Below are 15944 nucleotides of genomic sequence, written 5' to 3'. Positions count from 1 at the left end.
CGGCGGGTGTAGCAGCACCCGCCGGCCACCTCCGAAAAATATACAGCCGCGCGGCCCGATTTTCAACGCGCGGTATTGGGCAATGCTGCGAATTGGCCCCTACAGCAAATCCCGCAGCATCGCCACCAGCGGCACGTCGGCCGGCGGCATCGGGTAATCGCCCATCCGGTTCGGGTAGACCCAGGCGAGCTTCTGCCCCTCTTGCGGCATCACGTCGCCCTCCCACACCCGGCAGACATAGAGCGGCATCAGCAGGTGGAAGCTCTCATAGCTGTGCGAGGCGAAGGTGAAGGGCGCGAGGCAGCTGGCCGCCGTGTCGATGCCCAACTCCTCCTTCAGCTCGCGCACCAGCGCCGCTTCCGGCGTTTCCCCGGCATCGACCTTGCCGCCGGGAAATTCCCATAAGCCGGCCAGCGACTTGCCGGGGGGGCGCTGGGCCAGCAGCACCCGCCCGTCGGCATCGACGAGCGCCACCGCGACCACCATCAGCACCGGCAGCGAGCCGCGGGCGGGGGTGGAGTTGGGATCGAAACAGGCGGTCATCACTCGGCTCCGTTGACCGTCAGCTCCGATAGCTGCCGTTGATGTCGATGTAGCCGTGCGTCAGGTCGCAGGTCCACACCTTCGCCGTCCCCTTGCCCAGGCCGAGGTCGATGTCGATGTCGATCTCCTTGCCCTTCATGTGATTGGCGACCGGGGTCTCGTCGTAGCCGGGGACTTCCATCCCGTCGGCGCAGATCAGGGTGCCGCCGACGGTGATCTTGATCAGGTCGCGGTCGGCGCGCTCGCCGGCCCGGCCGATGGCGGCGACGATGCGGCCCCAGTTGGCGTCCTCGCCGGCGACGGCGGTCTTGACCAGCGGCGAGTTCGCCACCGTCATGCCGATCCGCTTGGCGGCGGCGTCGCTGTCGGCACCGCGCACGGTGATGGCGATGAACTTGGTCGCCCCCTCGCCGTCACGCACCACCTGCAGCGCCAGATCGAGCAGCAGCTCTTCCAGCGCGGCGCGGAACTCCGCCAACTCGGCGGCGTCGGCGCTCGACACCGGGGCGTTGCCGGCCTTGCCGGTGGCGAACAGCAGCAACGTGTCGCTGGTCGAGGTGTCGCCGTCGACCGTGACGGCGTTGAAGGTGCGCTCGGTGAATTCCGACAGCATGTCCTGCAGAGCGGAGGCGGCGATGGCGGCGTCGGTGAAGACGAAGCCCAGCATCGTCGCCATGTCCGGCGCGATCATGCCGGAGCCCTTGGCGAAGCCGGCGATGGTCACCGTCGTTCCGCCGATTTTGGCGGTGCGCACCGAACCCTTCGGGAAGGTGTCGGTGGTCATGATGGCGCGGGCGGCCTTCTCCCACGCGGCCGAATCGGCTTTGAGATTCGGGGCCATCGGCGCCAGGCACTTGCCGATGGCGTCGGCGGCCAGAGGGATGCCGATCACGCCGGTCGACGCGATATAGACCTCGTCGGGGGCGCAGCCTGCCAGTTCGGCGGCGGCGGTGACGGTCGCCTGCACGGTGGCGTCGCCCGCCTTGCCGGTGAAGGCGTTGGCGTTGCCGGCATTCACCACCACGGCGCGGGCCGACCCCTTGGGCAGGCTGTCGCGGCACCAGATCACCGGGGCCGAGCAGGTCAGCGACCGGGTCAGCACGCCAGCCACAGCGGTGCCGGGATCCAGCACGGCCAGCAGCAGATCGTCGCGGCCCTTGTATCGGATGCCGCTGTTCGCCGTGGCGATGCGCACGCCCGCGATGGGCGGCAGCGTCGGGAAACTTGCGGGAGCCAAGGGGGAGAGGGTCGTGGCCATGAAGGAAATTCCCGTGGTGGGGAGTGGTGGTGGCGTGTGGGTGGTGGGGGTGGTGGCGAACCCCCACCCCCTTACCGTCTTCCTTACTTCTTCGCCGGCTCCGCCGGAGTGGCGGGAGCGGCCGGGGCCGGGGTCGCCGGGGCGGCGGCCGGCTCTTCCTTCGGCATCGGCGAGCCGTCGATCTGGAAGGTCTCGATCTTCGCCTTGCCGCGCAGCTCTTCGACCAGGGCGGTGACGATGTCCTTCGACAGCGCCTGCTCCAGCTGCGGCTTCACTTCCTCAAGCGTCGGCTGCGGCTGGGTCCGCTTGTCCTCGACCTTGATGATGTGCCAGCCGAACTGGGTCTTGACCGGCTCCTTGCTGACCTCGCCCGGCTTCATGGCGAAGGCGGCGTTGGCGAAGGGCTCGACCATCGCGTCCTTGGTGAAATAGCCGAGGTCGCCGCCCTGGGCCGCCGCGGCGGCGTCCTTGGACTTCTCCTTGGCCAGCTTGGCGAAATCGCCGCCCTTCTTCAGCTGGGCGATGATGGCCTTGGCCTCGTCTTCCTTCTCGACCAGGATGTGGGCGGCCTTGACCTCCTCCTGCGCCGGGTTCTCCTTCAGGTAATCCTGATAGGCCTTGTTCAGCGCCTCGGGCGTCACGCGGGCCTTGATCTCCTTCTGGATGAAGGCGCGCTGGACCGCGCGCTCCTCGGCGCGCTTGATCTCGTCCTTCACCTCGGCCGAATCGGCCAGACCGGCCTTGTAGCCGGCCGAGGAAACCAGCTTGCCGCTGACCAGCTGGTCGATCACCGCCGGATAGATCATCTCGATCGGCATCTGCTGCACCTGCGGCGGCAGCTGCGAGACCATGCGGGTGACGTCCGACTTGTGCAGCTCCTCGCCATTGACGCGGGCGACCACCGGATCGGCCGGAGCGGCCGGAGCCGAAGCGGCCGGAGCGGGAGTGGCGGGCGCCGGCGTCTGCGGAGCAGGCGTCTGGGCGTGGGCGGCCAGCGCGATGCCACAGGCGGCAACCGACAGGAGCGCGGTGCGGAACACTCGTTGAACCATGGCGTGTCTGTTTCCTTCCGGCGGATGCTTCACAAATGGGCGGCCGGTGGACCGGCGCCCGTTTCGCATGGTCTGCGGCATCGGAGCCATCCGCCGCTCCGCGCCCGATTCCGCAGGGGATTAAGCATGGCTAAGCCGCGCGGGGCAAGGGTCCCCGTGGCTACCGCCCTATAGCTCATGTGCCAGCGCAAGGGGATACCAGCCCCCGCCGGTCGCAGCCAACCGCCGCGGCGCTTTCTGGACGCGAATTCATGAAACGGTCATGGCATCCCCCGGCTTCTCCCCTGCCCCGGCCGCCTGCGCAAATGCCGCAACGGAGCCCCCGCCGGCCCGGTCTCGTTGACAGGGCCTTGCCATAGTCCTATGTGAGACCCGTCGATAGGCTGGCCCACATTCCGCTTTACTCCCGAGGTTTTCATGTTCGGCGCTCTCGCCCGCAAGATTTTCGGCACCGCCAACACGCGCGCGGTCAAGGCGCTGCACAAGACCGTGGCTCAGATCAACGCGCTGGAGCCGTCGGTCGCCGCGCTGTCGGACGACCAGCTGAAGGGTCGCACCGATTGGCTGCGCGAGCGGCTGGCCAAGGGCGAGACGCTGGACGACATCCTGCCCGACGCCTTCGCCACCGTGCGCGAGGCGGCAAAGCGCGTGCTGGGCCAGCGCCATTTCGACGTGCAGCTGATGGGCGGCATGGTGCTGCACAGCGGCAAGATCGCCGAGATGCGCACCGGCGAAGGCAAGACGCTGGTCGCCACGCTGGCCGTCTACCTGAACGCGCTGGAAGGCAAGGGCGTCCACGTCGTCACCGTGAACGACTATCTCGCCTCGCGCGACAGCGGCTGGATGGCGCGGGTCTACGGCTTCCTCGGCCTGACCACCGGCTGCATCGTGCATGGGCTGGACGACGACGAGCGGCGCGCCGCCTACGCCGCCGACATCACCTACGGCACGAACAACGAGTTCGGCTTCGACTATCTGCGCGACAACATGAAGTTCCGGCTGGAGGAACTGGTCCAGCGGCCCTTCAACTACGCCATCGTCGACGAGGTCGACTCGATCCTGATCGACGAGGCGCGCACCCCGCTGATCATCTCCGGCCCCTCCACCGATTCGTCGGAGATGTATGTCCAGGTCGACCGGCTGATCCCGATGCTGGTGGCCGAGGATTACGAGAAGGACGAGAAGCACCGCTCGGTCAGCTTCACCGAGGCCGGCCAGGAGCACATGGAGCAGTTGCTGGCCGAGGCCGGGCTGCTGAAGACCGGCGGCCTCTACGACATCCAGAACGTGGCCCTGGTCCACCATTCGCAGCAGGCGCTGCGCGCCCACATGCTGTTCCAACGCGACAAGGATTACATCGTCAAGGACGACAAGGTCGTCATCATCGACGAGTTCACCGGCCGCATGATGGAAGGCCGCCGCTTCTCCGAAGGCCTGCACCAGGCGCTGGAGGCCAAGGAGAAGGTGACGATCCAGCGCGAGAACCAGACGCTGGCCTCCATCACCTTCCAGAACTACTTCCGCATCTATCCGAAGCTGGCCGGCATGACCGGCACCGCCCTGACCGAAGCGGCGGAGTTCGGCGAGATCTATGGGCTTGAGGTCGTCGACATCCCGACCAACGTCCCGGTCAAGCGCATCGACCACGACGACGAGGTCTATCGCACCGCGACCGAGAAATATCATGCGATGATCGACCTGATCGAGGATGCCCGCAAGCGCGGCCAGCCGGTGCTGGTCGGCACCACCTCGATCGAGAAGTCGGAACTGTTGTCGGAGCTGCTGAACAAGCGCGGCATCCCGCACAACGTCCTGAACGCCCGCCACCACGAGCAGGAAGCCTACATCGTGGCCCAGGCCGGCCGCGCCGGCGCGGTGACCGTCGCCACCAACATGGCCGGCCGCGGCACCGACATCCAGCTGGGCGGCAATCTCCAGATGCGGATCGAGGTCGAGCTGGCCGACGTCCCGGAAGGCCCGGAGCGCGAGGCCCGCATCAAGCAGATCGAGGCCGAGATCGCCGAGGCGCGCGAGACGGTCAAGCAGGCCGGCGGCCTCTATGTCGTCGGCACCGAGCGGCACGAGAGCCGCCGCATCGACAACCAGCTGCGCGGCCGTTCCGGCCGCCAGGGCGACCCCGGCACCTCCAAGTTCTTCCTGTCGCTGGAAGACGACCTGATGCGCATCTTCGGGTCGGAGCGGATGGACAGCATGCTCCAGCGTCTCGGCCTGAAGGAGGGCGAGGCGATCATCCATCCCTGGATCAACAAGGCGCTGGAAAAGGCGCAGCAGAAGGTCGAGGCGCATCACTTCGAGGTCCGCAAGAACCTGCTGAAGTTCGACAACGTCATGAACGACCAGCGCAAGGTCGTCTACGAGCAGCGCCACGAGGTGATGGAGAGCGAGGACATCGCGGAGGAAATCCGCGAGATGCGCCACCAGATCATCGCCAACATGGTCTCGGCCGCCATCCCGGCCAACAGCTACTCCGAACAGTGGGACATCGACGGCCTGCACGAGGCGGTCAACCGCGTGCTGGGCATGGACCTGCCGGTGCACGAGTGGGCCAAGGAGGAGGGCATCGCCGAGCCGGAGATCGAGGAGCGCGTGCGCGAGGCCGCCGACCGCAAATATGCGGACAAGGAGGAGGCCTACGGCGCCGAGACGATGCGGCATGTGGAAAAGAGCATCCTGCTCCAGATCCTGGACCAGGAATGGAAGGACCACCTCCTCCAGCTCGACCATCTGCGCCAGGGCATCAACCTGCGCGCCTATGCCCAGAAGGACCCGCTGAACGAGTACAAGCGCGAGGCCTTCGAGCTGTTCGACAGCATGCTGATGGCGCTGCGCGAGCAGGTCACCACCATCCTGATGCATGTCGAAATCCGCATGGCGCCGTCGCAGGAGGAACTGTTCGCCCGCCAGATGCAGGAGATGCACGAGGGCCGCATGGACCCGGCGCTGGCGATGGCTGCCATGGGGGCCGGTGATGGCGAAGCCCTGCCCGACGGCATGGTCCGCGCCTCGTCGCTGGCCGGCACGCCGGAAGACCAGCCGCTGCCGGCCGAGGTGATGGAAAACACCCCGCGCAACGCCGCCTGCCCCTGCGGATCGGGCAAGAAGTTCAAGCACTGCCACGGCCGCATGGCGTAAGGGGGGTGTGGGGTGCCTGCCGGTGCCCCCTCCCTTCCCACGGCTTCGCCGCGGGCCCCTTCCCTCCCCCGCTTCGCAAGGGAGGGAGTTATTCCCTCCCCCGCCCAGCGGGGGAGGGTTAGGGTGGGGGCAAAGGTCAGCATCCACGCCCCATTGAAACCAACCTCTCCCCATCCCGTTTCCCTTCCACGACCACGGAAAAACGGGACGCCATGTTCGAAGAATTCAAGAAATTCATCAGCCGCGGCAATGTCGTCGAGCTGGCCGTCGGCATCATCATCGGTGCCGCCTTCACCGGAATCGTCAATTCTCTGGTCAAGGACATCCTGATGCCGCCGATCGGCTGGATCATGGGCGGCATCGATTTCTCGAACTACTTCGTCAGCCTGTCGGGCGGCCATTACGACTCGCTCCAGGCTGCCGAGAAGGCGGGGGCGGCCACCGTCAATTACGGCCGCTTCATCAACGCCTGCATCAATTTCCTGATCGTGTCGGGCGCCCTGTTCATGATCGTCCGGCAGGTCAACCGCCTGCATGTCCTGCACAAGGAAGCCCCCAAGACCCCGCCGCGCCAGGAGTTGCTGCTGGAGGAAATCCGCGACGCCCTGCGCGCCCAAGCCAATGATCAATCCGGCGGTCAACCCAGCAGTCAACCCGGCGGTCAGGCCGCTAACCGGCCGCCACCCGCCGACCGCAGCCCCTGATTCTCCCGCCGGCCCCGCGCCGGCGCCGGTGTGATTTCGCTCACTGCGGGAGCTTGTCACAGGGTGGGGAGAACCCCCCGTTGCCGCAGCGCGTCGAACGGGTTACCCTCTTGGATAAGCTGGCGATGGCGGTGAGATGGCGAAGGCCTCGCACGCCTGCGCTGTCCATGACCTCGACAAGGGCCATGTCCATGTCCGCCAAGCGCTGTCCGCCGACCGTTCCCGACGGTGCGCCGCCATGATCCGCTCCGCGGCTCGCCGGGCCGCCATGCGGTTGCTTGCCATCCTGCTGCTGTCCCTGCTGGCCGGTGACCCGGCGGCGGCGATCAGCACGCCGGCACCGGCTGCGGCGCCTCCGGACGCCGGCCCGCGCCCCGCCGAAATCCGGGTGACGCTGGACGACACTTACCCGCCCTACAGCTTCCGCACCCCGGACGGCGCCCATGTCGGCATCGTGAAGGACATATGGACGCTGTGGTCGCAGAAGACCGGCATCCCGGTCCGCATGCTTCCGCTCGATTGGGGCCTTGCCCGCAAGACCATGGACAGCGGCGGCGCCGACGTCATCGAGACGATCTTCCGCAATGACGCCCGCGACCTGATCTACGACTTCTCCAAGCCCTATGCCCGCGTCGACGTGCCGATCTGGTTCAGCGCCGACCTCAGCGGCATCACCGGGGTGGAGTCGCTGCGCGCCTTCACGGTCGGGGTGAAGGACGGCGATTTCTGCATCGAATGGCTGACCGACCAGGGCATCACCGCCTTCCAGCGCTATTCCGGCTTCGAAGCGATGGTGGATGCCGCGGCAAAGCAGGAAACCCGCGTCTTCTGCATGGATGACCCGTCCGCCCGCTACTACATGACCAAGCGCGGCGTGCAGGGACGCTTCCGCTACACCGATCCGCTCTATACCGGCGAACTGCACTGGGCGGTGCGCAAGGGCGACACGGCGCTGTTCCGCCTGATCGCCGACGGCTTCGCCCGCATCACCCCGCAGGAGCGCAAGGCGGTCGAGGAGCGCTGGCTCGGCCGCAGCCTCACCGGCATCGTCAGCCCCCAGATGATGGACCTGCTGCTCAAGCTGCTGAGCGGACTGGCGGTGCTGGGCTTCGGCGCGCTGGTGTGGGTGCTGCTGCTGCGCCGGCAGGTGGAAAGCAAGACGCAAAGCCTGCGCACCGCGGTCGCGGCCCTGACCGCCAGCGAGGAGCGCGTCCGCACCATCTTCGACAGCGTCACCGACGCCATCTTCATCCACGACCTGGACAGCGGCGCCATCCTGGAGGTCAACCGCAGGATGCGGGAGATGTACCGGGTCGGCAACATGTCGCTGTCGGACCTCACCGTCGCGATGATCAGTTCCGGCGTGCCGCCCTACACGCGGCACGACGCCGCGGCCCGCATCCGCAAGGCGGCCGACGGCGAACCGCAGCTGTTCGAATGGCACGCCCGCCGGCTCGATGGCGCGCTGTTCTGGGTGGAGGTCAGCATGCGGCGCGCCGTGATCGACGGCAACGACCGCCGGCTGCTGGTCCTCGTCCGCGACATCACCGAACGCAAGGCGGCGCAGGAGCGGATGGAGTATCTGTCGCGCCACGACGCGCTGACGCTGCTGCCCAACCGCGTCCTGGTGCAGGACCGCACCGAGCAGGCGCTGGCCCGGTCGGAACGCAACGGCCGGCTGGTGGCGCTGGTCGCCTGCGGCCTCGACCGCTTCAAGACCGTGAACGACAGCCTAGGCCACGCCGTCGGCGACGCCCTGCTGCGCGCGGTGGCGGAGCGGCTGAAGGCGGCGGTGCGCGACACCGACACGGTCAGCCGCGGCGGCGGCGACGAGTTCATCCTGCTGCTGTCCGGGCAGCCCGACATCGATTCGGTGGTGGAGGCCGTCGCCTCCCTGCACGAGGCGATGGCCGAGCCCTTCCAGGTCGGCGGGCATGAGCTGACGGTCACCCTGTCGTCGGGCGTGGCGCTGGCCCCGGCCGACGGCAAGGACTTCGCCACCCTGCTGAAGAACGCCGACACCGCGCTCCACCACGCCAAGGCGGCCGGCCGCGACACCCACCGCTTCTATGCCGAGGCGATGAACGCCGAGGCGGTGGCCCACCTGTCCACCCGCAGCGGCCTGCGCCGCGCGCTCGACCGCGGGGAGTTCCTGATCCATTACCAACCGCAGGTCAGCCTGGAGAGCGGTGCAGTGACCGGCGCGGAGGCTCTCGTGCGCTGGAACCACCCGGAAAAGGGCATGGTCCCGCCCGGCGACTTCATTCCGATCGCCGAGGACAGCGGCCTGATCGTGCCCATCGGCGCCTGGGTCCTGACGGAGGCCTGCCGGCAGGCGGCGGCTTGGCATGCCCGCGGCCTTTCGCTGTCGGTGGCGGTCAACCTGTCGGCTTTGCAGCTTCAGCGCAACGACCTCGTCGCCACGGTGACGCGGGCCCTGGCCGACAGCGGGCTCGACCCGCTTCTGCTGGAGCTGGAGCTGACCGAATCGATGCTGATCCAGAACACCGATCTGGTGATGGACAATCTGCGCCGCATCAAGGCGATGGGCGTGCAGGTGTCGATCGACGATTTCGGCACCGGCTATTCCAACCTGTCCTACATCGGCCGTCTGGCGGTGGACAAGCTGAAGATCGACCGCAGCTTCGTCGCCGATCTCACCAGCAACCACGACAGCGCCAAGATCACCGCCGCCGTCATCCAGATGGCCCACAGCCTGAACCTGACCGCCGTGGCGGAAGGCGTGGAGGACGCCGAAACGCTGGAAGCCCTGCGCGCCCTGCGCTGCGACGTCGCCCAGGGCTATTACCTGGGCCGCCCCGGCCCCGCCGAGGCGGTCGAACGCGCCGCCCGGCAGGTGAACCCGTTCAAGGTCGGGGCTTAAGGCCGCCCCTTTCCCTACAGTCCCTTCACCAGGGCGACGAGCTGGTCGAGCGCGGCGCTCCAGCCGTGATGGAAGCCCATCTCCTCATGCTGCTTCTTCGCCGCCTCGTCCTTGTGCAGCGCGACGGCGGTATAGAGCGTGCCGCCGGCCGCCGGCTCGATGGTGACGGTCGCGGTCATGAAACCGCCGCCGGTGGGGCGGAAGCCCGGACCCAGCGCGTCGGTGAAGACCAGGCGCCGCTCGGGCTCCACGGCCAGGAAGCATCCGGTGCTGTCGTTCCTCTCGCCGTTCGGCCCTTCCATCACCGTGCGGAACTTGCCGCCGGGCCGCAGGTCGATCTCGCAGGCGGTGGTGCGCCAGGGCGCCGGCGTGAACCACTTCATCAGCAGTTCCGGCTCGGTCCAGGCCCGCCAGACGAGGCCCGGCGGAACCGCGACCTCGCGCTTCAGTTCAAGGTCGAGCAGCGGGTTGAAAACCACATCGGTCATGGTGTCCCTTCCTCCCGTTTGTTCAGGTCCAGCACCAGGCTGTCCAGTTGATCGAGCCGCTTTGTCCACAGGCTCCGCTGGGCTTCAAGCCAGCTTTCCGCGGCCGCCAGCGCCTCCGGCTTCAGCGTGCAGGTGCGCACCCGCCCCTGTTTCCGCGTTTCGACCAGCCCGCTGTCCTCCAGCATCTTCAGGTGCTGCAGGAAGCTGGGCAGGGCCATGCCGAAGGGCTTCGCAAGGTCGCCGACCGATGCCGGTCCGCGACCCAGCGCCTGGATCACCGCCCGGCGCGTGGGGTCCGCCAGCGCACGGAACGTCCTGTCGAGTGCTGCATCCATGACGGCACCCTAGCGGGAGAAAACACTTAGGTCAATGCCTAACTATTGCGGTTATGCCGCCCCGTTCGCCATGTGCAGGCTGATGACCCCGGCGACGATCAGGAGGATGCCGACCACCTTCATCACCGTCAGCGACTCGCCGAAGACGAACACGCCGATGGCGGCGATGGCCGCGGTTCCCGTCGCCGACCAGATGGCATAGGCGATGCCGACCTCCATGGTGCGCAGCGCCTTGGCGAGCAGCAGGAAGGCGACGCCATAACAGACGACCACCGCCGCCGCCGGACCCAGCCGCGTCATGCCGTCCGACATCTTCATCGCCGATGTGCCGACGACCTCGAACAGGATCGCCACCACCAGATACAGCCAGCTCATCGCCTCGCCACTCCGCCAACTCCCGCAAGGCCGATCCCGCGGGGCCGCAGGATGGACCGGGCGAAGGAGCGCCGCAAGAGGGCCCCCGGCACATCCCACTCCAGACACCCATGGTTGACGCCACGCCCGGCCGGCCCTAGGGTCTTTGCCCTCATTCCCAACTTTATCTATGTGGTTTCGAAAGGGTCCGACGATGACCGGCGAACGGGATCTGGCGTTGCAGGCGAAGGCATGGCCGTTCGAGGAGGCGCGCAAACTGGTCGCGCGCTTCGCGAAAGCGCCGCCCGCCAAAGGCTATGTCCTGTTCGAGACCGGCTATGGTCCGTCGGGCCTGCCGCATCTCGGCACCTTCGGCGAGGTGGCGCGCACCAGCATGGTGCGCCACGCCTTCCAGACCATGAGCGACATTCCGACCAGGCTGTTCTGCTTCTCGGACGACATGGACGGCCTGCGCAAGGTCCCCGACAACATCCCCAACAAGGAGATGGTGGCGGCAAACCTGGGCAAGCCGCTGACCCAGGTGCCCGACCCCTTCGGCACCCATGACAGCTTCGGCGCCCACAACAACGCCCGGCTGCGCGCCTTCCTCGACAGCTTCGGCTTCGAGTACGAGTTCCAGTCCTCCACCGACTGGTACAAGTCCGGCCGCTTCGACGAGGCACTGCTCGGCATCCTGCGCCATTACGACGAGGTGATGGCGGTGATGCTGCCCACCCTCGGCGCCGAACGGCAGGCGACCTACAGCCCCTTCCTGCCGGTCTCCCCCTCCACCGGCCGGGTCCTCCAGGTGCCGATGCTGGAGCGCGACGTCGATGCCGGCACCATCGTCTTCGAGGACGAGGACGGCAAGAAGGTCGAACTGCCGGTCACCGGCGGCCATGTGAAGCTGCAGTGGAAGCCCGACTGGGGCATGCGCTGGTTCGGCCTCGGCGTCGATTACGAGATGTACGGCAAGGATCTGATCCCGTCGGCCGATCTCGCCGGCAAGATCTGCAAAATCCTCGGCGGCACCCCGCCGGAAGGCTTCAACTATGAACTCTTCCTCGACGACAAGGGCCAGAAGATCTCCAAGTCGAAGGGCAACGGCCTGACCATGGAGGAATGGCTGGCCTACGCGCCGCAGGAAAGTCTCGCCCTCTACATGTTCCAGAAGCCGAAGTCGGCCAAGCGCCTCTACTTCGACGTCATCCCGCGCGCGGTGGACGAATACCTGACCTTCGTCGACAAGGTCCATGGCGAGGAGCCGGCGAAGAAGCTGGAGAACCCGGCCTGGCACATCCACAACGGCAAGCCGCCGGCCGTGCGCTCCGACGTGTCCTTCAACCTGCTGCTCAATCTGGCGGGGGCGGCGAATGCCGACACCAAGGACACCATGTGGGGCTTCATCCGCCGCTACGCCCCCGACGCCACGCCGGAGAACAGCCCCTTCCTGGACAGCATGGTCGGCTATGCCGTGCGCTACTACCAGGATCAGGTGAAGCCGACCAAGCGGTTCCGCGCCCCCACCGACGCCGAACGCGCCGCCCTGCAGGACCTGCTGGCCAAGCTGGACGGCCTGCCGGCCGACGCCCGCGCCGACACCATCCAGAACGAGGTGTTCGAAGTCGGCAAGACCCACGGCTTCACCGAGCTGCGGGCGTGGTTCCAGGCTCTGTACGAGGTGCTGCTGGGCCAGACCACCGGCCCGCGCATGGGTTCCTTCATCCAGCTCTACGGCATCGACGAGACCAAGGCGCTGATCCGCGAGAAGCTGGCGGCCTGACGCCCGCCGGTTTCCATGCGACTGATTGGAGGCGTCGAAAGGCGCCTCCTTTTTTCGTTTCCGAACCGATCCGAACGCAACTATTTTCGCAATCGATCGTTCGCCTGCCCCGCAACCGGCCACATGCCCGAAAAGAGTGCGGAAAACTGCCTTTCCGCCCACCGGATGGGCAAACCTAAGGATATTCCATACCGCGCTATGCGGATGTCGCACCGCACCAATTCGAAAAGGGTGGTACCGCTAACACGGCTGCAGGCTTAAACTCCGCTTCGTTACTGCATTTTGCAGTGCGTTTCCTCCCTAGACTAAAGGCCGCGCCCGCTTGGGCAGCGGCCTTTTTTTTGGCGCGGCGGCCGGCTGCCGCTCCTCCCCTGTGATGGCCGTCACAGCCAAGATAAATAAAATACCTGATAAATTGTATCGGTAACCGCGGCTGGCCCGTAAGGCCGGCCGGGACGCATCGGGAGGGAGGGCGTGGGATGACCGCCGATCCGCCGCCGTTCGAACGCCACCATCGCACGGCGCAGGCTCTGGTCAGCACCTTTCAGGAGGCGCTGGAGCCGCAATTCACCGCCAAGGGCACGCTGTCGCGCGAAGAATTCGCCCGCGCCATGGGATTGATGATGGCGCACTGGCCGTCGGTGCTGCCGCTGTTCGCCTCGATCTGCCAGTCCTGCACGGCGTCCGGCTGCGGCGGCTGTGCGACGACGGCGGACGCGACGGGGGACGGGCAACAGCCTCTTCATCACGATGGACGCCGCCGGGATTTCGTCACCCGCCTGATGGTCTCGGCCCTGCGCACCCGCCTGCCCGACAGCATGGACCCGATCACCGGCGCCAGCTTTCCCCAGGTGATCCTCCCCGGCCTGCAATCGACGCTGACCGCCCTGTTCTACGAGAAGGAGTGGGAAGCGATGAACGCCAGCGCCATCGCCCTGTTCAACCGGTTGGGGACCGACCGCGATGCCGAGGTCTGGCGGCGGCTGGCGCATGAGGAAACGCTGGCGGTGCTGGCCGACACGCCGTTCATCCGGGTGATGCTGCGCTTTCGCCAGTTCCACCAGCAGCGCCAGACCTTCATCCGGCGGATGACCGACCATCTGCGCGAACGGCATTTCGTTTTCGCCGAGGAGCATTTCCAGACGCTGTTCGACGCCCTGTTCGGCCGTCTGCGCGACGGCCTGCGCACCGAACTGGACCGCGCCCGCACCGACATCCATTACGGCGAGGGCACGGCGGAGGCGCTGCTGCGCATCTTCGACCAGTTCGACAAGCACCGGCTGGATCAGTCGGTACCGATCCGTGTGCTGGGCGGCCGGCAGGTGGCGCGCCCGATGCTGGCGCAACGCAGCATGCTGGGCGCCACCCCTGCCGCCAAGCGGCGCTGAGCCCCGCGGCCGGCCGTGCCGGATGTCACAAGCTGGGCCAGTGCCGAATTAGGACGCCGTTAACCAGGGGGGCGCTTCGATGGACCGCATGATCCCACCGCTGCCGCTCCGGCCCCGCCGCGGCACCACCACAAGGCTACAGGTCCGGTGACAGCCCGGCGCTCCCCTTCCCGCCCCTCCCCCCGCCTCCCGCCGGAGACGGACTGCGGCGTCGCGCCCGAGTTGATGGACTACCTGTTCGCCGGGTCGCCGGAGCCTGAACCGCTCCAGGCGGCGCCCTCCGCACCGCCCTCCGCACCACCCTCGGCGCCCGGCCGCGGTGTCGCCCGTCAGGTCGGCGACGTGCTGGTCGAATCGCGGCTCGCCGGGATGGGCGATGCCGACGTGCGCTCCACCCTCGCCCGCAAGCTGTGCCGGTTGCTGCCGGACCTGCCGCCGGGCGGGGCCGACACCGTCAGCGCCGTGGCGATTCGCGCGTTGGAGCAGCTGGCCCGCGACCACATCGTCCGGGTGCGCGAGGCGCTGGCGACGGCGATCAAGGACATCGCCTGCGCCCCGCCCACGGTGGTGGCGACGCTGGCGCGCGACGTCGAACGGACGGTGGCGGAGCCGGTTCTGCGCTGCTGCGCGGCGCTCAGCGATGAGGATCTGCTGGACATCGTCGCCGCCGCCCCCGCCGGCTGGGCGCTGTCGGCCATCGCCCGGCGCCACAGCATCGGCGCGGCCCTGTCCGACGCCATCGCCGGCAGCAGCCATGCCGAAGCCACCGGCATCCTGCTCGACAACAGCGGGGCGGTGATCGCCGAACCGACGCTGGAATCGCTGGTGGAGCGGTCGGCCCACCATCCCGACTGGCGGGAGAAGCTGGCCCGCCGTCCCGCCCTGCCCCGCCGGCTGGCGCTCCGGCTGGCCGATTTCGTCGATCTGGCGGTGGCGGATACTCTGCGGCGGCGTCCCGACTTCGACGACGCCACGGTGGCGGAGATCGCCGCCACCACCCGCCGCCGCATCGACTGGGCCGAAGCGCCCGAGTCGGCCGAGTCGCCGGAACGCCGCGCCGTCCGCCTGCACCGGCTGGGCAAGCTGGACGAGACGGCGCTGGGCGACGCGATGTCGTGGAACGAGACCGGTTTCGTGCGGGCGGCGCTGACCTTGCGCGCCCGCGTGGCGCCGGAGGTGGTGGAGCTGATCCTGGATGCCCACGATCCGCAGGCGGTCACCGCCCTGGTCTGGCGCGCCGGCCTGTCGATGCGTTGCGCCATGCAGATCCAGGCCCGCGCGGCCGGCATCCACCCGCGCGCCATGCTGAACGCCCGGCAGGGCAGCGGCTTCCCGCTGTCCTCCGCCGAGATGGCCCGACACCTGGAACGCTACGGCATCGGGCCGTAAGGGGACCGATCAGTAAGGCTGCTGCGTGCCCCCGCGCGGCATCGGCTGGCGCGGCGTGGCGCGGCCGGTGCGCGGCACCGGGGTGTCGGGCGAGACCTCCTTGTAATAGGGGCCGCGGTCGGTCGGGCCTTCCATCGCCTCGGCCGGGGTGACGATCTGCTCGCCGGTGCCGGCGTCGAAGGCGATCAGCGGCATCTGGCGCACCTTCAGGCAGGCCTCGCGCTTGGCGGCCAGTTCCGCCGACTGCGAGCCGTCCAGCGTCACCAGCGGCAGCACCCAGTTCGCCCGCTGGTCGGCGGGGATCGAAGTGTAGACGTAGTTGGTCAGCGGCCGGCAATAGGCGGCGCTGGCTTCCGCCGCCGGGTCGGTGATCGGGGCGGCGGCGATGGCGGCGGTATAGTCGCCGACCGTCTGGGCCTGGGCGGAGCCGGCCGCCGAGACGCCGGCGATGCCGGCGGCAAGCGCCAGCGACATGGTCAGACCGGGAATGAAACGGGCCACGAGCTTGGCCATCTGCGCTCTCCTTCGACCATCTTTGAACAAGGTAAGGACCGGACGCGAACCATACGTATAAAGCCGAACGGTCCAGTCGTTGGAAAGGATCATCGGGGGT

At 67.9% G+C, this 15944-nt stretch carries 13 protein-coding genes; 6 read left to right on the top strand and 7 right to left on the bottom strand.

Translation table 11 applies throughout. The annotated features are described in order from the left end of the window. Nucleotides 1-99: 99 nt before the first annotated feature. The 3 genes from FZ938_RS06920 to FZ938_RS06910 all read right to left on the bottom strand — a co-directional run bounded on the left by FZ938_RS06920 (nt 100) and on the right by FZ938_RS06910 (nt 2853). Entirely contained in the window at nt 100-543 is a 444-nt protein-coding gene (locus FZ938_RS06920) for a (deoxy)nucleoside triphosphate pyrophosphohydrolase (RefSeq protein WP_085090320.1), read from the bottom strand. A 19-nt stretch (nt 544-562) separates the two neighbouring features. Next, nucleotides 563-1801 carry a bifunctional glutamate N-acetyltransferase/amino-acid acetyltransferase ArgJ gene (argJ, locus tag FZ938_RS06915; RefSeq protein ID WP_149197869.1) on the bottom strand — a complete coding sequence of 413 codons (1239 nt, stop codon included), beginning with the start codon at nt 1799-1801 and terminating at the stop codon, nt 563-565. A gap of 83 nt (nt 1802-1884) precedes the next feature. Continuing rightward, complete coding sequence (locus FZ938_RS06910) at nt 1885-2853, bottom strand: peptidylprolyl isomerase (protein ID WP_149197868.1); 969 nt, start codon at nt 2851-2853, stop codon at nt 1885-1887. Nucleotides 2854-3270: 417 nt separating this feature from the next. Between FZ938_RS06910 and secA the strand changes: the two genes are divergently transcribed. The 3 genes from secA (at nt 3271) to FZ938_RS06895 (ending at nt 9594) form a co-directional block, all read left to right on the top strand. After that, nucleotides 3271-6006, top strand: coding sequence for a preprotein translocase subunit SecA (gene secA / locus FZ938_RS06905; RefSeq protein ID WP_149197867.1), 2736 nt, complete (start codon nt 3271-3273; stop codon nt 6004-6006). A 212-nt stretch (nt 6007-6218) separates the two neighbouring features. Further along, nucleotides 6219-6710, top strand: coding sequence for a large conductance mechanosensitive channel protein MscL (gene mscL, locus FZ938_RS06900; RefSeq protein WP_149197866.1), 492 nt, complete (start codon nt 6219-6221; stop codon nt 6708-6710). A gap of 136 nt (nt 6711-6846) precedes the next feature. Then, nucleotides 6847-9594 (top strand): EAL domain-containing protein, encoded by a 2748-nt coding sequence (locus tag FZ938_RS06895; protein ID WP_246457686.1) that lies wholly within the window; start codon nt 6847-6849, stop codon nt 9592-9594. A 14-nt stretch (nt 9595-9608) separates the two neighbouring features. On the opposite strand, the gene FZ938_RS06890 is transcribed toward FZ938_RS06895, so the two are convergent. The 3 genes from FZ938_RS06890 to FZ938_RS06880 are packed head-to-tail and all read right to left on the bottom strand — an operon-like array spanning nt 9609 to nt 10792. Beyond that, nucleotides 9609-10082, bottom strand: coding sequence for an SRPBCC family protein (locus tag FZ938_RS06890; protein ID WP_149197865.1), 474 nt, complete (start codon nt 10080-10082; stop codon nt 9609-9611). Continuing rightward, nucleotides 10079-10417 (bottom strand): ArsR/SmtB family transcription factor, encoded by a 339-nt coding sequence (locus FZ938_RS06885; RefSeq protein ID WP_149197864.1) that lies wholly within the window; start codon nt 10415-10417, stop codon nt 10079-10081. Before FZ938_RS06885 ends, FZ938_RS06890 begins: the two co-directional genes overlap by 4 nt. Nucleotides 10418-10468: 51 nt before the next feature. Continuing rightward, nucleotides 10469-10792 carry a DMT family transporter gene (locus FZ938_RS06880; protein WP_149197863.1) on the bottom strand — a complete coding sequence of 108 codons (324 nt, stop codon included), beginning with the start codon at nt 10790-10792 and terminating at the stop codon, nt 10469-10471. A gap of 193 nt (nt 10793-10985) precedes the next feature. Here FZ938_RS06880 and FZ938_RS06875 point away from each other — a divergent pair, with 193 nt between their 5' ends. The 3 genes from FZ938_RS06875 (at nt 10986) to FZ938_RS06865 (ending at nt 15331) form a co-directional block, all read left to right on the top strand. After that, entirely contained in the window at nt 10986-12554 is a 1569-nt protein-coding gene (locus FZ938_RS06875) for a lysine--tRNA ligase (RefSeq protein ID WP_149197862.1), read from the top strand. A 479-nt stretch (nt 12555-13033) separates the two neighbouring features. Then, on the top strand, nt 13034-13942 hold the full coding sequence (locus FZ938_RS06870) for a hypothetical protein (RefSeq protein ID WP_149197861.1): 909 nt from the start codon (nt 13034-13036) through the stop codon (nt 13940-13942). A gap of 225 nt (nt 13943-14167) precedes the next feature. Then, on the top strand, nt 14168-15331 hold the full coding sequence (locus FZ938_RS06865) for a DUF2336 domain-containing protein (RefSeq protein ID WP_149197860.1): 1164 nt from the start codon (nt 14168-14170) through the stop codon (nt 15329-15331). A 9-nt stretch (nt 15332-15340) separates the two neighbouring features. Here FZ938_RS06865 and FZ938_RS06860 read toward each other — a convergent pair whose 3' ends face one another. Then, a complete protein-coding gene (locus FZ938_RS06860; RefSeq protein WP_149197859.1) occupies nt 15341-15844 on the bottom strand; it encodes a hypothetical protein in 504 nt (167 codons plus the stop codon). Nucleotides 15845-15944 lie beyond the last annotated feature (100 nt).

This window comes from Azospirillum oryzae (assembly GCF_008364795.1).
Taxonomy (GTDB): domain Bacteria; phylum Pseudomonadota; class Alphaproteobacteria; order Azospirillales; family Azospirillaceae; genus Azospirillum; species Azospirillum oryzae.
The sequence above is the reverse complement of the archived record's forward strand: the minus strand, read 5'-3'. Positions and strand labels throughout refer to the sequence as shown.

What these genes read in the sequence shown, in the direction of transcription:
- FZ938_RS06860 (WP_149197859.1), bottom strand. Translation starts at nt 15,844, where the DNA reads ATGGCCAAGCTCGTGGCCCGTTTCATTCCCGGTCTGACCATGTCGCTG.
- FZ938_RS06875 (WP_149197862.1), top strand. Translation starts at nt 10,986, where the DNA reads ATGACCGGCGAACGGGATCTGGCGTTGCAGGCGAAGGCATGGCCGTTC.
- secA (WP_149197867.1), top strand. Translation starts at nt 3,271, where the DNA reads ATGTTCGGCGCTCTCGCCCGCAAGATTTTCGGCACCGCCAACACGCGC.
- FZ938_RS06910 (WP_149197868.1), bottom strand. Translation starts at nt 2,853, where the DNA reads ATGGTTCAACGAGTGTTCCGCACCGCGCTCCTGTCGGTTGCCGCCTGT.
- argJ (WP_149197869.1), bottom strand. Translation starts at nt 1,801, where the DNA reads ATGGCCACGACCCTCTCCCCCTTGGCTCCCGCAAGTTTCCCGACGCTG.
- FZ938_RS06890 (WP_149197865.1), bottom strand. Translation starts at nt 10,082, where the DNA reads ATGACCGATGTGGTTTTCAACCCGCTGCTCGACCTTGAACTGAAGCGC.
- FZ938_RS06880 (WP_149197863.1), bottom strand. Translation starts at nt 10,792, where the DNA reads ATGAGCTGGCTGTATCTGGTGGTGGCGATCCTGTTCGAGGTCGTCGGC.
- FZ938_RS06870 (WP_149197861.1), top strand. Translation starts at nt 13,034, where the DNA reads ATGACCGCCGATCCGCCGCCGTTCGAACGCCACCATCGCACGGCGCAG.
- FZ938_RS06865 (WP_149197860.1), top strand. Translation starts at nt 14,168, where the DNA reads ATGGACTACCTGTTCGCCGGGTCGCCGGAGCCTGAACCGCTCCAGGCG.
- FZ938_RS06895 (WP_246457686.1), top strand. Translation starts at nt 6,847, where the DNA reads ATGGCGAAGGCCTCGCACGCCTGCGCTGTCCATGACCTCGACAAGGGC.
- mscL (WP_149197866.1), top strand. Translation starts at nt 6,219, where the DNA reads ATGTTCGAAGAATTCAAGAAATTCATCAGCCGCGGCAATGTCGTCGAG.
- FZ938_RS06885 (WP_149197864.1), bottom strand. Translation starts at nt 10,417, where the DNA reads ATGGATGCAGCACTCGACAGGACGTTCCGTGCGCTGGCGGACCCCACG.
- FZ938_RS06920 (WP_085090320.1), bottom strand. Translation starts at nt 543, where the DNA reads ATGACCGCCTGTTTCGATCCCAACTCCACCCCCGCCCGCGGCTCGCTG.